The organism is Sphingomonas sp., assembly GCF_031426035.1.
Classification (GTDB): domain Bacteria; phylum Pseudomonadota; class Alphaproteobacteria; order Sphingomonadales; family Sphingomonadaceae; genus Sphingomicrobium.
In genome coordinates this window covers 1-15991 of the sequence record NZ_JANPKO010000013.1, presented here as the reverse complement: position 1 = coordinate 15991, position 15991 = coordinate 1, and the positions used below count along the sequence as shown (strand labels likewise).

The window sequence follows — 15991 nt, the reverse complement described above, 5'->3', positions numbered from 1 at the left end:
TGGCCGAACTCGTTGCCGGTGAGGTTGAGGGCGCCGGTGCCGGCGGCATTGGTGGTGGTGACCAGCTCGACCGCGCTGCCGGCGTTCAAGGCATAAGTGACCGCGCTGAGGACGCGGTCGGTGCCGCCGCCCGCACCCTCGTCGATCGGGTCCGCAGCGGCATCTACGTAAAACCAGTCATTGCCGGCCCCGCCCGCCATCGTATCGACGCCGGCGCCGCCAATGAGGACATCGTCCCCGGCGTTGCCCGACAGCGTGTTGGCGCCGCCATTGCCGGTCAGCGTGTCGTTGAACGCCGAGCCGCTGGCATGCTCGATCGCAACCAGCGTGTCGGTGCCGGCGCCGCCGGTATTCTGCGCGCCGAGCGCGAGGCTGACGGTGACCGCAGCAGATGCCGAAGCGTAGCTTGCGGTGTTGACCCCATTGCCGCCGTTGAGGCTGTCATCCCCCGTGCCGCCCTCGAGCGTGTCGTTGCCGTCGCCGCCGGACAACGAGTCATCGCCAGCCGCGCCTGCCAGCACGTCATTGCCGGCGCCGCCAATCAAGTCGTTCGCGACGCCGTTGCCGGTCAGTGTGTCGGCGAAGGCGGACCCCGCGAGGTTCTCGATTTCGGCAAGTGTGTCGATGCCGTCGCCGCCGGTGTTCTGGGCGGCGAGGATGGCAAGGTTGACGGTGACCGCGGAGCCGGCATCGGCGTAGGAGGCAATGTCTTCGCCGCTGCCGCCGTTGAGCATGTCGTCCCCGACCCAGCCGTGCAGCGTATCGTTGCCGAGCCCGCCGAACAGCGTGTCATCGCCGGCGCCTCCGAAGAGCAGATTCGCGCCGCTGTTGCCGGTCAGGACATTGGCGAAGAAATCGCCGGAGGCGTCGATGTTGGCGGTCCCGGTCAGCGTCAGATTTTCGACGTTGGCGGACATCAGCGAAGGCCAGAATTGCCGGAACAGGCCGAAACTGACCGAGGCGAAGATCGTGTCGGTGCCGACGCCTTCCAACCCGGCCTCGTAGATCTCGTCGTAGACCGAATCGACGATGTAAATGTCGTCGCCAGTTGAGCCGTCCATGACATCGCCGTCGGCGCCGCCATCGAGCAGGTCGTTGCCGGCATCGCCATAGATATAATTGCGTCCGTCGTCGCCAATCAGGGTGTCGTTGAAGGCACTGCCGCTGATCAATTCGATACCGGCCAATTGGTCGACGCCTATCCCCGCGGCGTCCGCATCGCCCGCCGAGCGGCCCTGGTCGGACGCGCCGCTAAGGTCGACGGTCACGCCAGCGAGCGCCAGCCGATAGCTGATTGTGTCGTACGCCGAGTCACCGCCATCGTAGACGTCATTGCCGGCACCGACCGATGCAGTGATCATGTCATCGCCCGCGCCACCACGGATTGTGTCGCTCCCGGCGCCGTCGGTAATGTTATCCTGCCCGTCGCCGCCGTCGATGACGTTGGCCGCGCCATTGCCGGTCAGCCTGTCGTTGAACGCCGAGCCGATGAGGTTCTCGATCGAGATCAGCGTGTCGATTCCGGCCCCGGAGGTGTCCTGCGCGGCCGCGATGGCGAGATCGACCGTCACCCTGGACGTCGCGGCGCCATAGCTTGCGGTGTCGTTGCCGGCGCCGCCGTCGAGCGTGTCGTTGCCGGGGCCGCCCTCGAGCGTGTCATCGCCGGCGCCGCCGGTCAGCGCATTGGCCGCCTGATTGCCGATCAAGCGGTCGTGGCCGCTGCCGCCCATCGCGTTTTCGATCACCGTGCCGCGCGCGATGCTGACGTTGCCGACCGAGGCGCCGACATTGGAAAAAGTCTCGGGGTTGAGGTTGATTAGCTGGTTGGCGGCGAAGCCCGAATAATTAAGCGTATCGACCCCGCCCGAATCGAGGATGGTGTAGGCGAGGTTCGGATGGAGCGCGGCGTTGAACACCTCGCGCCCGCTATTGTTGTTGAAGCCATAGGTGGTGTTGCCGGTGCGCGTGGTGGTCGACAGGCCGTAGAGCAAGGCAACCGCGGCGATGTCGGCGATTTGCGGCGTCGCCACCAGATTCTGGGTGAACCCGAGTCCGGCGTAATAGCTGCTCTCGCCAGTGTCGAAATAGGACAGGATGCTGACCGGCGCGCCGTCGTTGAGGTACAGCGCCTCATAGGGGTAGCGCGAGTTTGCGGTGCCGCCATTATAGTCGCCGGCGTGGCCGAGCCCGAGGGCGTGCCCGATCTCGTGGATGTAGGTCTGCAGGCCGGCGCGATAAATCCCCGTCCCTGCCCCGAGCCGATCCGCCGAGACATTGACCGTCGCCGACGAAATGATCCCGTTGGCCCATACGCCGTCGGAAAATGCGCCGGTCCCGGTGGCGATGTCGTCGAATACGATCTGCCCGCCGCTGCCGACCTCGGTGAAGGCGATGCCGATGACGTCGCTCCACAGGCCCAGCGCAGCGCGCGCGAACTCGCGGCCTTCGTTGGTCAGCGCGGTCAGGTTGACGGTCAGCGAGCCGCCCTGGGTGACGTCGAAGCGATGGACGTCGCCGCCCCAGAAGCCGCTGGTTAGCTGTTCCGCAAACTGGTCGACAGTGCCCAGCGGAGGCGGGGTGTAGGGCGTTACGCTCAGCGTATAGGATCCGCTCTGGCTGTTCTGCACCGCGCCGACATCGATGTAATAGCTCCCGCTCACCGGGGCGCGGAACGACAGCAGCGAATCGAGCCCGGCCCCGCCGTCGTCGTTCTGGTAGAGGATGGCGCCGGCCGAATTGCGGATGATCAGATAGGGATCGGCGAGCGTGATGCCGTCGAGCAGGACGCTGATCGACTGGCCCTGGGTCAGATCGATGCGAAACCAGTCATGATCGCCGACCGTCTCGAGCACGTTGCTGGTCGACCCGCCGATCGCGATCGTCGCGCCGGTCGTGGCATTGCCGGGAATATCCACCATGCTCACCCCCATCGCGAAAAAACGCATCGCGGCCCGCCGGAATTGCCAGTCTGCGCGCGCAACCCGCTCTCGCACAAGCGAAAAAACAAGCTGAACAACAGCCGACTCACGCATTCAGTGTGCGTGCAATCTGCTCCGTTTAGAACCGGAATGGGTGTCCGTGCGTTGTGGCGGGCAAGTCTGTGACGGAACAACGAAGGAGAGTGGCCATGTTGGCTGTTTCAAAACTGTTGACCGCTGGCGTCGGCATTGCCGCGCTGGTCGGTGCGGCGGCCCCCGCGGCCGCGCAATATTACCCCGGGTACGGCGGCACCGGCAATGTCGTCAGCCAGGTGCTGGGCCAAGTACTCGGCGGCAACCGCTACAATTATGGCAACAACAATAGCCAGTATGCGGTGCAGCGCTGCGCCGCCGCGGTCGAGCAGCGGATCAACGCCAGCTACGGCAACCGCTACGGCAATCGCTACGGCTACGGCTATGGCAACCAGTACGGCTACGGCAACCAGTACGGCTACGGCAATCAGTACAGCCAGGGCCGCGTGCTTGGCGTGACCAGCGTCGAGCGCCGCTCGAACGGGCTGCGCGTGCGCGGCGTCGCCACCGCCAATGCCTACGCGGCGGGCTATGGCGGCGGTTATGGCGGCTACGGCTACAACCAGCCGCAGGGCGAGCTGCGCTTCAAGTGCAACGTCGACTATCGCGGCTACATCCGCGACATCGACGTGACGCGTAACAACTACGGCTATCGCGGCTACTAAACTGCGCTAGCCGACGTTCAAAAAGATGCGCGGGAGGCTCCGGCTTCCCGCGCATTTTTTGTGCGCGTCAGGCGCGCTCGGAAACCAGCCCGCGGGCGACTTCGCCGAGCTGCTCGGCGCACGTGCCCCAGCCGTCCTGGAAGCCCATGTCGGCGTGGATCTTGGCGTCGGCCGCATTTTTGTGGAGCACGGTCGCGGTGTAGTGCGTCTTGCCGCCGCCGGCGTCGGCGAAGGTGTGGATCGCAGTGAACGGGAAGCCGCCGCAGCCGTCATCGGGAAAGCTGTTGGGGCGGAAGCCGGGGAGCAACGCGCTCGACCAGGTGATGCGCTCGCCCTCGACCACTTCGAGGATGCACGCGTTGCCGGTGAAATCCATCCCGTCGGGGCCGGTCATGCGGGTCATGAACTTACCGCCGGGGGTCAATTCGATTTCGCATTCGGGGGTCTGGTAGGGCCGCGGCGCCCACCATTTCTTGATCTGCTCGGGGTCGGTCCAGGCGCGCCACACCAGCTCGCGCGGGGCGTCGAGCGTGCGCTCGATGCGAAGGTCGGTGTCGGGGTTCATTTGGCGGTCTCCTGCTGGATCGAGGCGAGATGGGTTTCAAGGCGGTCGAGGCGGCCGTCCCACAGCGCGCGCTGTGCCGCGATCCACGCCTCGGCGGCGGACAAAGCGGCGGGCTCGAGGCGGCAGGTGCGGACGCGGCCAATCTTGGCCGAGGCGATTAGTCCCGACGCCTCAAGCGCCTGGAGATGCTGGAGCACCGCGGGCAGGCTGATCGCGAGCGGGCGCGCCAGCTCGGACACCGAGGCTGGGCCGCGCGCAAGCTGGGCCAGCATCCCGCGCCGGGTGGGATCGGCCAGCGCGGCGAACGCGCGATTCAGGCTCGGCGAATCGTTAAGCATACGCTTAAGTATCGGATGCCTGGCGAGGCCGCAAGCCTCGTTAGCGGCGCGCGCCGAAGCGCAGCCCGAGCCATAGCGTACGCGGGGTGGCGCGCTCGCGGCTGCCGTCGACGGCGATCCCGGCGAGCACGGTTTTGTCGAACAGGTTCTCGCCGCGGGCGACGATCTGCAGAACAGCGCTAAGCGGCCAAGCGGCGAACGCGTCGAGCGTGGTCGCGGCGCCGAGCCGGCGCTGGTTGCGGTCGTCCTCATATTGCGCGCCGACATGGCGCACGCTCAGCGAGACGGCGCGGCGCCCGGTTTCCCACGCGATCCCCCCGGACAGCGCGATCCTGGGCGTCTGCGACGGTTGCAGGCCGTCGAGCTCGGCGGCGGCGCCGTCGGCGGAGATTTCGGCATCCACCAGGCTGGCGCCGGCGTTGGCCGACCACGCGCCGCGGCGGGCGGTGGCGGACGCCTCAATCCCGTGCGATCTCAGCGTGTTGACGTTGCGCCGCTGGCGATAGTCGCCCCCGGCGGCGACGAACCCGACTCCCGGGAACACGCCCGGGCCCTGCCCCAAAGTGACGTTGGCGATGCCGCCGGACAGGCGGTTGGCGAACACAGTTGCGGACAGCTCGAGCCCTTCGCTGCGATAGTCGACCCCCGCTTCGGCGCCCCTCAGCCGCTCGGGGTCGAGCGATGGATTGGCGGCGGTGGCGTCGGGGCCGGCACGGAACGGGCGGAACAATTCGTTGAGCGTGGGCAGGCGCCAGCCGAGATAGGCCGCGGCGCGCGCGCTGATGCCGCCGCCGGCGTCGACCACCGCGCCGGCCCGCGCGGTCGGCCGCCAGCCAGTGCGGTCGGGATATTCGTCGTCGCGCAACACGGCGCCGGTCGCCAGCAGCCGCTCGCGCAGCTCGCCGTCCGCAATGCGCCAATGGTCGATCCGCGCTCCGCCGCTGAGAGTGACGGCGCCGAGCCGCGCGGTCAGCTCGGCAAATGTGCCGGCCGTGACGGTTTCGCCGCCGGCGCGGCGGCGGCGGGTTGGAGCGCCGTCGACGTAAGAATAAAGCTCGCGCGATTCGCCGCTGGCGTGGCGGGCGTCGGCGCCGCCGCGCAACACGAACGCCGCGCGGAGCGGAGGCCGCAGCTCGACGCTCGCGCCAAACGCGCGCGACGGCACGGCGTCCTGCAGCGACACGCGGGTGGCGGCGCTGCGCCCGGCGTCGACGCTGGCGAAGCTGCTGCGGAGCTCGCGCGCCTGGGCGTAGCCGGTCGCCGCCCACGTCCACGCCCCGCGCCCGGTCAGGCGCAGCGCGGCGTCGGCGCCGTCGGTGCGGTTGCTGGTGAACGCCAGCCCGCGCTCGCGGCGGTCGGTGAAGGCGGCGGCGCTGAGCTGGAGGTCGAGGCCCCCGGTCAGCGGCGCCGACCACAATGCGCGCGCGCTCGCCTCGCGATAGTCGGCCGGGCGGTCGGCTGGCCCACGCGTGCCGCGGGTGATCGGGATGAAGCCGTCGCCGCGCGCGGCGCGGCCGGACAGGCTAAGCACGCCGCCTCCGACCGGCTCGGTGAGCTGGAGCCGGCCCTCGCCCGACGCGCGGCTGCCCCAGTACGCGCCGGCGTCGAAGCCCGGCGCCAGGCTGCTCGTCATCGCGATCACCCCGGCCAGCGCGCCCGGCCCGTGCGCCACGCTGCCGCCGCCGCGGATCACCCGCACCTCGGCGAGCGCGGCGGGGTCGAAAGCGGGCCAATTGACCCAGCCGCCGAACGGGTCGGCCTGCGGCACCCCGTCGAGCAGCAGCAAGGCGCGGCTCGACGCGTTGCCGCCGAGCGCGCGCAAGGTCACCCCGTGGCTGGTCGGATGCCCGCTGCGCGCGTCGGAGCGGCGGAATTGCTGCACGCCGGGGATGGTCTTGAGCAATTGGTCGAGCTGGCTGCTGGGCGCATTGGCGAGCGCGTCGCGGCCGAGGGTGGCGACGCCGTACGCGCGCTCCGCCGCCGGGTCGGGCAGCGCCTTGGCGGTAATCACGATCGCCGCGGGCGGCGGCTCGGGCGGGGGCGTCTGGTCGATCATTGCGCTGCCTTGCTTCGGTCAGCGCCTGGTCCACGTCCAGCGAAAGGTCTCGGTCCACGGCGCATTCGGCGCTGAATCGAGGCGCAGCGACTCGGTATGGACCAGCGATTTGCCGTCGGCGGAGGGCGTGACGACGATGCGCTCGGTTGCCGGCCGGCCGTCGTGGTCGGTCGGGATCAGGCCAATCCACGCTCGTTCGGCGCTGCTCCAGTCCTGCGTGTACGACGACCGGCCCGGCCAGCCGCTGTCGAGCACCAGGACGTTGACCCCGGGCTTGGCGGGATCGCGGTTGATGACATGCTCGACGACCCGCAGGCGCCCGTCGCGCGTGCGGTGGAATTGGACGGTGCAGCGGATGTAGGTCGCCTTGAGCGCGGGCGCGCAGTCGATCTGGCTAGTCTCCTCAACCGCTGTCGGAGTGGAGCGAAAGGCCGGCGTGAAGCGGCTGGCGCCGGCCCAGCGGCCGACCAGGAAAGCCATTGGCGCAAGCGGGCTGTCGGCGGGAATCGCGGCCGGCGCGGACGGCGGCAGCAGCCGCAGCAGGCGGCCGCTCGGGTCGTCGGTGAGCAGATAGATGCGGCCGTCGGGGGCGACGCGGACGTCGCGCAGGCGCGCCTTGAGCCCGCCCAGCCAGCGTCCTTCCTCGGCAAGCAGGCCGGTGGTGGGGTGGACGCGCACCTGCACCAGCGACCGCGCGGCGAGCGCGCCGACCAGCAGCCTGCCGTCCATCTCGGGGTGCACCGTCCCGCGATACACCGCGAGCCCCGACGGCGCGATCGACGGCGACCAGGTAAAGCGCGGGTCGGCGAGGCCGTCGAGATGGAGCCGGTCGGTGATCAACTTGCCGTCGTAATCGATCCCGAACGACGCGCGCGGCCAGCCGTAATTGGCCCCGGCGGTGAGCGCGTTGATCTCGTCGCCGCCGCGCGGGCCGTGCTCGTGGGACCACACCGTGCCGGTGACCGGATCGCGCGCGAGGCCCTGGATGTTGCGGTGGCCGAGGCTCCATATCTCGGGCAGGAAGCCGGCGCGGCCGAGGAACGGGTTGCCCGGCGCGGCCGCGCCGTCCCGCGTCAGGCGGACGATTTTGCCGAGGTGGCTGCCCGGATCCTGCGCCGCGTCGCGATACTCAAAGCCGTCGCCGATGGTCAGCAGCAGCGTCTTGTCGGGCAGGAACAGCAGCCGTCCGCCCGGATGCGCCGAGTCTCGCTTGGCCTCGCCGACCCGGAAAATGACGCGCCCGCCGGTCAGCCGGTCGCCCTCCAGCCTGGCCTTGAACAAAGCGGTCCGGTTGGCGGCCTCACTGCCCTCGGCGAAGGCGAGGTACACCAGCCGGTTCGCCGCGAAATCCGGATCGAGCGCGACATCGAGAAGTCCGCTGTCCGACTTCTGGAGCACGTTGGGCGGCCCGCCCGCGAGGCGCGGCGTGGCGCTGCCGTCGGCGCGGACAATGCGCACCCCACCATGCTTCTCGACCACCAGGAACGAGCCGTCGGGGAGGAACGCCAGTGACCATGGTGCGGCGAGCGGCGGGCCGATCGCCTCGACCTCGAAGCGATCTGCGGGCGGCACCGGCACGCGGTCGATCGCCACCGCATTTTCGCGCGAGGTCTGCGCTGTGGCCGGCGAAGCGAATGCCGCGGCCGCCACTGCCAATCCCACGCGGCCCAAACCCATCCTCGCCTCCCTGCCAGTGGCCGGGAGCGTAATTGACCGGGCGCGGCGATTGTGCGCAAAAACTGCATCGAAATGACGGATTCCGTCATTATCGGGACGGGGCTAACCACATGGACTCACTCGACCGCCGCATCCTGCGCACCGTCCAGGCCGATTGCGCGCTCAGCGCGGCCGAGCTCGGCGAGCGTTGCGGGACCACCGAATCGACCGCCTTGCGCCGCCTCAACCGGTTGCGCCGCGACGGCGTGATCCGCGGCGAGGTCGCGCTGGTCGACGGCGCCAAGGCCGGCTGCGGGCTGATGCTGTTCGTCAGCGTCCGCCTCGAGCGCGAGGACGGCCCCGGGGTGCGCGCCTTCGTCGAGCGCGTGCGCGGCCATCCCAACGTCATGCAATTCTACTTCGTCACCGGCACGAGCGACTATGTCATCCTGCTCGCGGTGCGCACGATGGAGGAGTATGACGCCTTCCTCCAGGAGCATCTGGTGCCCGACCCGTTGGTCGTGCTGTCCGACACCAACGTCGTGATCCGCCCGCTCAAGATGACCCTCGCCGTGCCGATCGACGAGCCCGCCGCGCGCTGAGCCGGGCGGTTTACACTGCGCGGCCTGCTCCCTATCGGCTGGCCATGACGCTCCAGCCTTCTGATTCCATCCTCATCGTCGATTTCGGCAGCCAGGTCACGCAGCTCATCGCGCGCCGCGTGCGCGAGGCCGGGGTGTATTGCGAGATCGCCCCGTTCAACGCCGCCGCGGAGGCGTTCGAGCGGCTTGGCCCCAAGGGCATCATCTTCTCCGGCGGGCCGTCCTCGGTGACCGAGGCGGAAAGCCCGCAGGCGCCGCAAATCCTGTTCGACAGCGGGCTGCCCTTGCTCGCCATCTGCTACGGCCAGCAGACGCTGCACCAGCAATTGGGCGGGCGCGTGGTGACCTCAGATAACAAGGAATTCGGCCGCGCCTTCATCGAGGTGGTGGCGCCGTCGGCGTTGTTCGACGGGCTGTGGCAGGTCGGCGACAGGCACCAGGTGTGGATGAGCCACGGCGACCGCGTCGAGACGCTGGCGCCCGGGTTCAGCGTGGTCGCGAAGTCGGAAGGCGCGCCGTTCGCAATCGCCACCGACGAGGCGGCGCGGCGCTTCTCGATGATGTTCCACCCCGAAGTCGTCCACACCCCCGACGGCGGCAAGCTGCTCGCCAATTTCGCGCGCCATATCTGCGGTTGCGCCGGCGACTGGACGATGGCCGGGTTCAAGGACGCCAAGATCGCCGACATCCGCGCCCAGGTCGGCGACGGCCGGGTCATCTGCGGGCTGTCGGGCGGGGTCGATTCGGCGGTCGCCGCGGTGCTCATCCATGAGGCGATCGGCGCGCAACTGACCTGCGTGTTCGTGGATCACGGGCTGATGCGCGCCAACGAGGCCGAGCAGGTCGTCGGCCTGTTCCGCAACCACTACAACATCCCGCTGGTCCATGTGGACGCGAGCGCCGCCTTCCTCGGCGGGCTGGCCGGGGTCACCGACCCCGAGGCCAAGCGAAAATTCATCGGCGCCGAGTTCATCAACGTGTTCGAGGCCGAGGCCAAGAAGATCGGCGGCGCCGACTTCCTCGCCCAGGGCACCCTCTACCCCGACGTGATCGAGAGCGTGTCGTTCACCGGCGGCCCGAGCGTGACGATCAAGAGCCACCACAATGTCGGCGGGCTACCCGAGCGGATGAACATGCAGCTGGTCGAGCCGCTGCGCGAATTGTTCAAGGACGAGGTGCGCGATTTGGGCCGCGAGCTCGGCCTGCCCGACGCGTTCGTCAGCCGCCACCCGTTCCCCGGCCCCGGGCTCGCCATCCGCATCCCCGGCGAGGTGACCGAGGAGCGCTGCGATATCTTGCGCAAGGCCGACGCGATCTACCTCGAGGAGATCCGCAACGCCGGGCTGTACGACGCGATCTGGCAGGCGTTCGCGGTGCTTCTGCCGGTGCGAACGGTCGGGGTGATGGGCGATTTCCGCACCTACGATTCCGTCTGCGCCTTGCGCGCGGTGACCAGCGTCGACGGCATGACCGCCGACATCTACCCGTTCGACGCGGCGTTCCTGAGCCGCGTGGCGACCCGCATCGTCAACGAAGTCGCCGGGATCAACCGCGTCACCTATGATTTCACCTCGAAGCCGCCCGGCACCATCGAGTGGGAGTGAAGGGGCGGCCGCCTCCAACCACTTCGGTCCCTTAAGTGAAGCCCCCTTGCCGGAACCGCTCGGCTTCCCATCTATTGTGCACTGCAACATACCGAGCCCATCCGCGCGGGCTTCGGGTTTCAGCGTGCAATCGGGAGAAGCAGATGCGCGGCCTTCACGACACCGTTGCCCGCCTGAGCACGTTGCGCCGCGAAGCGGCCCAAGGCTCGCCGGCCAACGACGGCCGCCTGGCCGATATCGGCGGTTTCGGGTCCAATCCGGGCAAATTGCGCGGTCTGCTGCATGTGCCGGAGGGGCTCGAGCCCGGCGCGGCCCTGGTCGTCGTGCTCCACGGCTGCACCCAGACCGCCGCGCTGTACGACCGCGGTGCGGGCTGGTCCGAGCTCGCCGACCGCCAAGGGTTTGCGGTGCTCTACCCCGAGCAGGCGCGGGCCAATAATTCCAACCTGTGCTTCAACTGGTTCGCCCCGCGCGATGCCCGCCGCGGCAAGGGCGAGGCGCTGTCGATCCGCCAGATGATCACCGCCACGGTCGCCGCCCACGGCCTCGACGCCGCCCGCGTGTATGTCACCGGCCTGTCGGCCGGCGGGGCGATGACCGCGGTGATGCTCGCCACCTACCCCGAAGTGTTCGCCGGCGGCGCGGTGATCGCCGGGCTGCCGTTCGCCACCGCCAATTCGGTGCCCGAGGCGCTCGAGCGGATGCGCGGCAGCGGCGGGCCGGGGGAACAACGCCTGGCCGAGATCGCCGCCGACGCCTCGCGCTATGCCGGCCCGTGGCCGACGCTCGCGGTATGGCACGGCACCGCGGACCATGTCGTGGTCCCGTCCAATGCCGACGATATCGTCGCGCAATGGCGCGGACTGACCGGGATCGGCGAGGCGCCGGCGAAGGAACAGGCGGTCAACGGCCATGTCCGGCGGGTGTGGCTCGACGGCGCGGGCCGCGAGGCGATCGAGCAATATGTCATCGCCGGCACGGGCCACGGCGTTCCGCTCGACACCCGCGGCAAGGGCGGCTGCGGCGAGGCCGGGCCGCATATGCTCGAGGCGGGGATCTGCTCGACGCGCACGATCGCCCGGTCGTGGGAGCTGCTTACCGAGAGGGAAGCGAAAGCCGAGCCCGACCGGGTGACCCGCATCGACGCCCCGCGCCAGGCCGCCGCCCGGCCAAGCATCGCTCGACCGAACGCCCGCCCGGGCGTCGCGGAGGTGATCGATAACGCGCTGCGCGCCGCCGGGCTGATGCGCTGATCCGACCGCTCCGCCCGGCCTACTTGCGGCGGCGGTAGCGCAGCACCCAGCTGTCGGACCAGCTGCCGTCGGCCTGGCGCGCCTGCCAGCGCCACGTCAGGCTGTCCTTCGCGACATCCTCCCAGATCATTCGCATCGTCGCCTGCTTGGGCCCGCGCGGCTCGATGTTGACCAGTTCGAAGCTGTGCTTTTGCCCGATCACCGGCCCGCCGCGCAGGTCGAACATGCTGCCGCCGTTGTCGACCCACATCTGCCGCCAGCTCTTGGTCTGAGCGTCGTAGATCGAGGTCGAGGTGCCGAGATAGTCGCCGCCGGCCGGTCCGCCGCCGAGCTGGCGGAAGCGCTCGACGATCGCGCACCCGCCATAATCGGCGGTGATGACATTCTCGGCCTTGCCCAGCGAGCCGTCGGGATTGTCGAACTCGAGGTCCCACGTGCCGACCCAGAAATCCATCTGACGGTATTCGGCGGCGGCGCAGGGCGGCGGCGGGGCGGCAGCCGCGGCCTGCGCGGCGAACGCGAGGAACAGTGTCGCGAGCATCGGCGGTCTCCTGCCAGGTGTGACGGCGAATATCGCACGGCGCGGCGTCGGGTCCATCCGGCCTCGGCCAAAAAAAAGGGGGCGGACCGAAGTCCGCCCCCAAGGCTTGCCTGAGTATGGCAGTCGCTAGCGCTTAGCCACGCTCGCCGGCCGGCGGCGGCGGCGGGGGCGGCGGCGGAGCCGGGCACACCTCGGTCGCCAGGATCACCGTACCGTCCGGGCACGTCTGCGTCGCCGGAGGCGGCGGCGGAGGCGGCGGGGGCGGCGGCGGCGGCGGCGGAGGCGGCGGCGGCGGCGCGAAGTTGAAGATCAGGCTGGCGAGCAGCGAGTGCGTGCGCAGCCGGCCATTGAGTTCGAAGCCGACATCCTCGTCCTCGTTCTCGAACTGCATCTTCGCGGTGAAGAAGCGGTACTTGAGGCCGAGGTCGACGTTCGGGCTGATCGCGGTGCGGACACCGGCAATCGCCTGCAGGCCGAGGCTGCGGTCGGAGTCGCGGAAGCCGAGGCCGAGCTCGTCGATGCCAGCGCGATACTTGATCCGCGCCGGACCGGCACCGCCGCCGACATAGCCGCTCCAGCCGTCATCGTCGCCGAAGTCGAGCAACACGTTGACCATCGCCGACAGCACCCGGACGCGGCCGCTCGGCTCATAAACGCCTGCGGGGTCGCCAACCAGGTCGGTCGGCACCGAGATGTCGTCGAGCGAAGCGCGCTTGTACGCGGTTTCCGCTTCGAGACGGAACGTTCCGAAATCATAGCCGCCGATGATGTCGACATCGAGACCGGTGCCGTAATTGACGATCACCGCATTTTCGAGCTCGCCGCGGAGAACGTCGGCATAATCGAAATCGGTGTCCTCGACGAGCATCAGCCCGCCTTCGATCCCGGCGTACCAGCTGTCGTCGCGGGCGTTGGCCGGCGTCGCAATCGCGGCCGCGGCAACTGCTGCGAGAAATAGTCTGCGCATATAAGTACCCCTTTTCACTCCCTGCCGGCGGATTTGGAATACCGGCACGCTGGGTGTAGCTTTCGCCGGAACGCGCGCGAAAATCAACTGCGGCGGACCCCGAAGGTGAGGCTTTCACGCCACAGTCGGCGTGGAAGCGCCCTGATCAGTCGCCGCGCAGGCGGCAGCGGGAAATCACGGTTCAGCGCAGTTTGGCAATCGTCAGGCGATCTGCCTTGGCCCGCGTCCGCACCGATTCCTCGCTCCGCGTCAACGCCTTGGCGATCGCCCGCAGCGCCATTCCCTTGCCCGCCAGCAAGTGCAGTTTCTGGACCTCGCTTTGGGTCCACGCCTGGCGGTGACGCTCGAATTTCTCGCCGCTCGCCATGCTCAGTCGCCGGCCGGCGTGACGATCACGTCCCAATGCTCCTCGACTAGGCTGAACCGCCGCGCTTCCTCCGCGTCGAGCTTGGCCTGGTCCGGATAAAGCCGCGCCTTGGCCGCGTCGAACGCCTTGTCGAAGTCGCCGCCGACCACCACCGCCGACGCCGCATCGGGGTAAGTGATGGTGACCCGGAGGTCCCACCGCTGGCCGCCCGCCATATGGGTGAACGGCGTCTCGCTGCGCATGGCGAGGATCCGCCCCTGCTTCTTCATCGCGTCGAGCAGCGGCTGGTGGTTGGCCTTGTACAGCCGCGCGAATTCGCCGGCGCTGCCCCATTTGATGCGGTAATAATGCTCGACGGTGACCTGCTCGGCGGCCGCCGCGGCGTGCGCCGGCAATCCAGCAGCCAGCATCCCCAGTGCCAGGACAATAGTGCGCATCGAGTATCCCCCCTTTGTTCGCTGCAAGCCTACAAGCCGCTTCGTCGCGCACAACAGAAAAGGGCGCCCGCCCGTTTCCGAGCGAGCGCCCTGACAGCCGGGCCGCCTGCGTGCGGGCCGCCCCGCCGATGCTAATTGTTACAGGCCGTTGGCGAGGTTGGTGTCGGCGTCGTTGGTGGTCAGGTCGTTGGCCACCAGATTGGCCTCCGCCTCGGAGTTGGTCGCGGCATTGGCATCGAGCCCGCCGGCCTCGTTGCCGAGCATGGCATTGTCGTCGATCGCGACATTTTCGGTGGTCACGTTCATGTCGTCGGTCGGCGAATCGGTTTCGCCGCATGCCGACAGGGTGAGGGCCGCACCGGCCAGCAAAATCAAAGCGCGCATGAGATGGTTTCCCTGTTGTTTCGCTCGCCGGGGGTAACGCGGGTGCCGCGACTTGGCTCCGCGTCGGTCGCTGGAGTACGCGCAAAAAAAAGGGCCGCCCTTGCGGACGGCCCTCTGTAACGTCGGTCAGGCGGTGATCAGCCGAGCATTTCCTGCTCGAGCTTCTTGGCCATTTCCTCGATGTTCTCGGGCGGCCAGCCGGGGATGTCCATGCCCAGCCGAAGCCCCATCGAGGCCAGCACTTCCTTGATCTCATTGAGCGACTTGCGGCCGAAGTTCGGCGTCCGCAACATCTCCGCCTCGGTCTTCTGGACGAGGTCGCCGATGTAGATGATGTTGTCGTTCTTGAGGCAATTGGCGCTGCGCACCGACAATTCCAGCTCGTCGACCTTCTTGAGCAGGTAACGGTTGAGCTGGTTGGTGTCGGCCTGGCTCTCGACCGGCAACGCGGCGCTGCCCATCATCGCCGGCGCGGCGGTGCGCACCTGGCTGTCGTCGAAGTGGACGAACAATTGCAGCTGGTCCTGGAGGATCCGCGCGGCATAGCCCAGCGCATCTTCCGGGTTGACCGTGCCGTCGGTTTCGATGGTCAGCGTCAACTTGTCGTAATCGAGCTCCTGCCCGACGCGGGTGTTCTCGACCTTGTACGCGACCTGGCGCACCGGCGAGTACAAAGCGTCGACCGGGATCAGCCCGATCGGCGCGTCCGCAGGCCGGTTGGCCTGGCTCGGCACATAGCCCTTCCCGATGTCGGCGGTGAGCTCCATGTTGAGCGTCGCGCCCTCGTCGAGGTGGCAGATCAGCAGGTCGGGGTTGGTGATCTCGATGTCGCCGGTGGTGGCGATCATCCCCGCGGTGACGTCGGCCGGTCCGGTCGCCGAGAGCTGGAGGCGCTTGGGCCCCTCGCCTTCCATCTTGAGCGCGATCTGCTTGACGTTGAGCACGATGTCGGTGACGTCCTCGCGCACCCCGGTCAGCGAGCTGAACTCGTGGAGCACGCCCTCGATCTTGATCGAGGTGATCGCGGCGCCCTGCAGCGACGACAGCAGCACCCGGCGCAGCGAGTTGCCGAGGGTCATCCCAAAGCCGCGCTCGAGCGGCTCGGCGACGAACACCGCGCGGCGGCGGACATCGCCGGTGCCATGCTTGCGCTCGAGGCTGTTGGGCTTCTTGAGTTCCTGCCAATTCTTCGCGTTGACGGCCATGTTTGTTCCCTAGCCCTGGCGGGGCGTCCCCCGCCGATTTGAATTCAAAACCGCTGCCGCAACCCGTTGGCCGCGGCGGCGAACAGCTTGACGCCGGTTAGACCCGCCGGCGCTTGCTCGGCCGCACGCCGTTGTGCGGGATCGGCGTGACGTCGCGGATCGAGGTGATCTGGAAGCCGACCGCCTGCAGCGCCCGAAGCGCGCTCTCGCGGCCCGAGCCGGGGCCCTTGACCTCGACCTCGAGGGTGCGGACGCCATGCTCGACCGCCTTCTTGCCGGCATCCTCGGCGGCGACCTGTGCCGCGTACGGGGTCGACTTGCGCGAGCCCTTGAAGCCCAT

The 15991-nt window shown here is 68.7% G+C and carries 16 protein-coding genes; 4 read left to right on the top strand and 12 right to left on the bottom strand.

From position 1 onward, the window contains the following. Positions 1-2945, bottom strand: a 2945-nt coding sequence (locus tag RMP08_RS01175; RefSeq protein ID WP_310467117.1) for a M10 family metallopeptidase C-terminal domain-containing protein, incomplete at its 3' end; no start/stop codon positions are given. A gap of 182 nt (positions 2946-3127) precedes the next feature. On the opposite strand from RMP08_RS01175, the gene RMP08_RS01170 reads away from it, so the two are divergent. Further along, positions 3128-3676, top strand: a complete 549-nt coding sequence (locus RMP08_RS01170) for a hypothetical protein (RefSeq protein ID WP_310467116.1) — start codon at positions 3128-3130, stop codon at positions 3674-3676. A 67-nt stretch (positions 3677-3743) separates the two neighbouring features. Here the strand turns inward: RMP08_RS01170 and RMP08_RS01165 are convergent, their stop codons facing one another. Genes RMP08_RS01165 through RMP08_RS01150 form a run of 4 tightly spaced genes read right to left on the bottom strand, consistent with a single transcriptional unit; the run spans position 3744 to position 8312 of the window. Continuing rightward, positions 3744-4241 carry an SRPBCC family protein gene (locus tag RMP08_RS01165; RefSeq protein WP_310467115.1) on the bottom strand — a complete coding sequence of 166 codons (498 nt, stop codon included), beginning with the start codon at positions 4239-4241 and terminating at the stop codon, positions 3744-3746. Beyond that, a complete protein-coding gene (locus tag RMP08_RS01160) occupies positions 4238-4579 on the bottom strand; it encodes a metalloregulator ArsR/SmtB family transcription factor (RefSeq protein WP_310467114.1) in 342 nt (113 codons plus the stop codon). The genes RMP08_RS01165 and RMP08_RS01160 overlap by 4 nt, the downstream gene beginning before the upstream one ends. 40 nt (positions 4580-4619) lie before the next feature. Next, complete coding sequence (locus RMP08_RS01155; RefSeq protein WP_310467113.1) at positions 4620-6635, bottom strand: TonB-dependent receptor domain-containing protein; 2016 nt, start codon at positions 6633-6635, stop codon at positions 4620-4622. An 18-nt stretch (positions 6636-6653) separates the two neighbouring features. Then, positions 6654-8312 carry a PQQ-dependent sugar dehydrogenase gene (locus RMP08_RS01150; protein ID WP_310467112.1) on the bottom strand — a complete coding sequence of 553 codons (1659 nt, stop codon included), beginning with the start codon at positions 8310-8312 and terminating at the stop codon, positions 6654-6656. Between the two features lie 110 nt (positions 8313-8422). On the opposite strand from RMP08_RS01150, the gene RMP08_RS01145 reads away from it, so the two are divergent. The 3 genes from RMP08_RS01145 (at position 8423) to RMP08_RS01135 (ending at position 11750) form a co-directional block, all read left to right on the top strand. Continuing rightward, on the top strand, positions 8423-8893 hold the full coding sequence (locus tag RMP08_RS01145; protein ID WP_310467111.1) for an Lrp/AsnC family transcriptional regulator: 471 nt from the start codon (positions 8423-8425) through the stop codon (positions 8891-8893). A 44-nt stretch (positions 8894-8937) separates the two neighbouring features. Then, positions 8938-10497 carry a glutamine-hydrolyzing GMP synthase gene (gene guaA, locus RMP08_RS01140; RefSeq protein ID WP_310467110.1) on the top strand — a complete coding sequence of 520 codons (1560 nt, stop codon included), beginning with the start codon at positions 8938-8940 and terminating at the stop codon, positions 10495-10497. Positions 10498-10640: 143 nt separating this feature from the next. Further along, positions 10641-11750, top strand: a complete 1110-nt coding sequence (locus tag RMP08_RS01135; protein ID WP_310467109.1) for a PHB depolymerase family esterase — start codon at positions 10641-10643, stop codon at positions 11748-11750. Positions 11751-11769: 19 nt separating this feature from the next. Here RMP08_RS01135 and RMP08_RS01130 read toward each other — a convergent pair whose 3' ends face one another. From RMP08_RS01130 to rpsK, 7 genes are all read right to left on the bottom strand, one after another. Further along, complete coding sequence (locus RMP08_RS01130) at positions 11770-12291, bottom strand: hypothetical protein (protein ID WP_310467108.1); 522 nt, start codon at positions 12289-12291, stop codon at positions 11770-11772. A gap of 133 nt (positions 12292-12424) precedes the next feature. Next, entirely contained in the window at positions 12425-13258 is an 834-nt protein-coding gene (locus RMP08_RS01125; protein ID WP_310467107.1) for an outer membrane beta-barrel protein, read from the bottom strand. A gap of 181 nt (positions 13259-13439) precedes the next feature. Then, the gene (locus RMP08_RS01120) at positions 13440-13625 is read right to left on the bottom strand and encodes a hypothetical protein (RefSeq protein WP_310467106.1); all 186 of its coding nucleotides are present in this window, start codon (positions 13623-13625) and stop codon (positions 13440-13442) included. A 2-nt stretch (positions 13626-13627) separates the two neighbouring features. Beyond that, complete coding sequence (locus RMP08_RS01115) at positions 13628-14062, bottom strand: hypothetical protein (RefSeq protein WP_310467105.1); 435 nt, start codon at positions 14060-14062, stop codon at positions 13628-13630. Between the two features lie 138 nt (positions 14063-14200). Next, positions 14201-14446, bottom strand: coding sequence for a hypothetical protein (locus tag RMP08_RS01110; protein ID WP_310467103.1), 246 nt, complete (start codon positions 14444-14446; stop codon positions 14201-14203). Between the two features lie 137 nt (positions 14447-14583). Continuing rightward, on the bottom strand, positions 14584-15651 hold the full coding sequence (locus tag RMP08_RS01105) for a DNA-directed RNA polymerase subunit alpha (protein ID WP_310467101.1): 1068 nt from the start codon (positions 15649-15651) through the stop codon (positions 14584-14586). A 97-nt stretch (positions 15652-15748) separates the two neighbouring features. Next, positions 15749-15991 (bottom strand): 30S ribosomal protein S11 (gene rpsK, locus RMP08_RS01100; protein WP_310467100.1); only part of this gene is annotated, 243 nt, incomplete at its 5' end.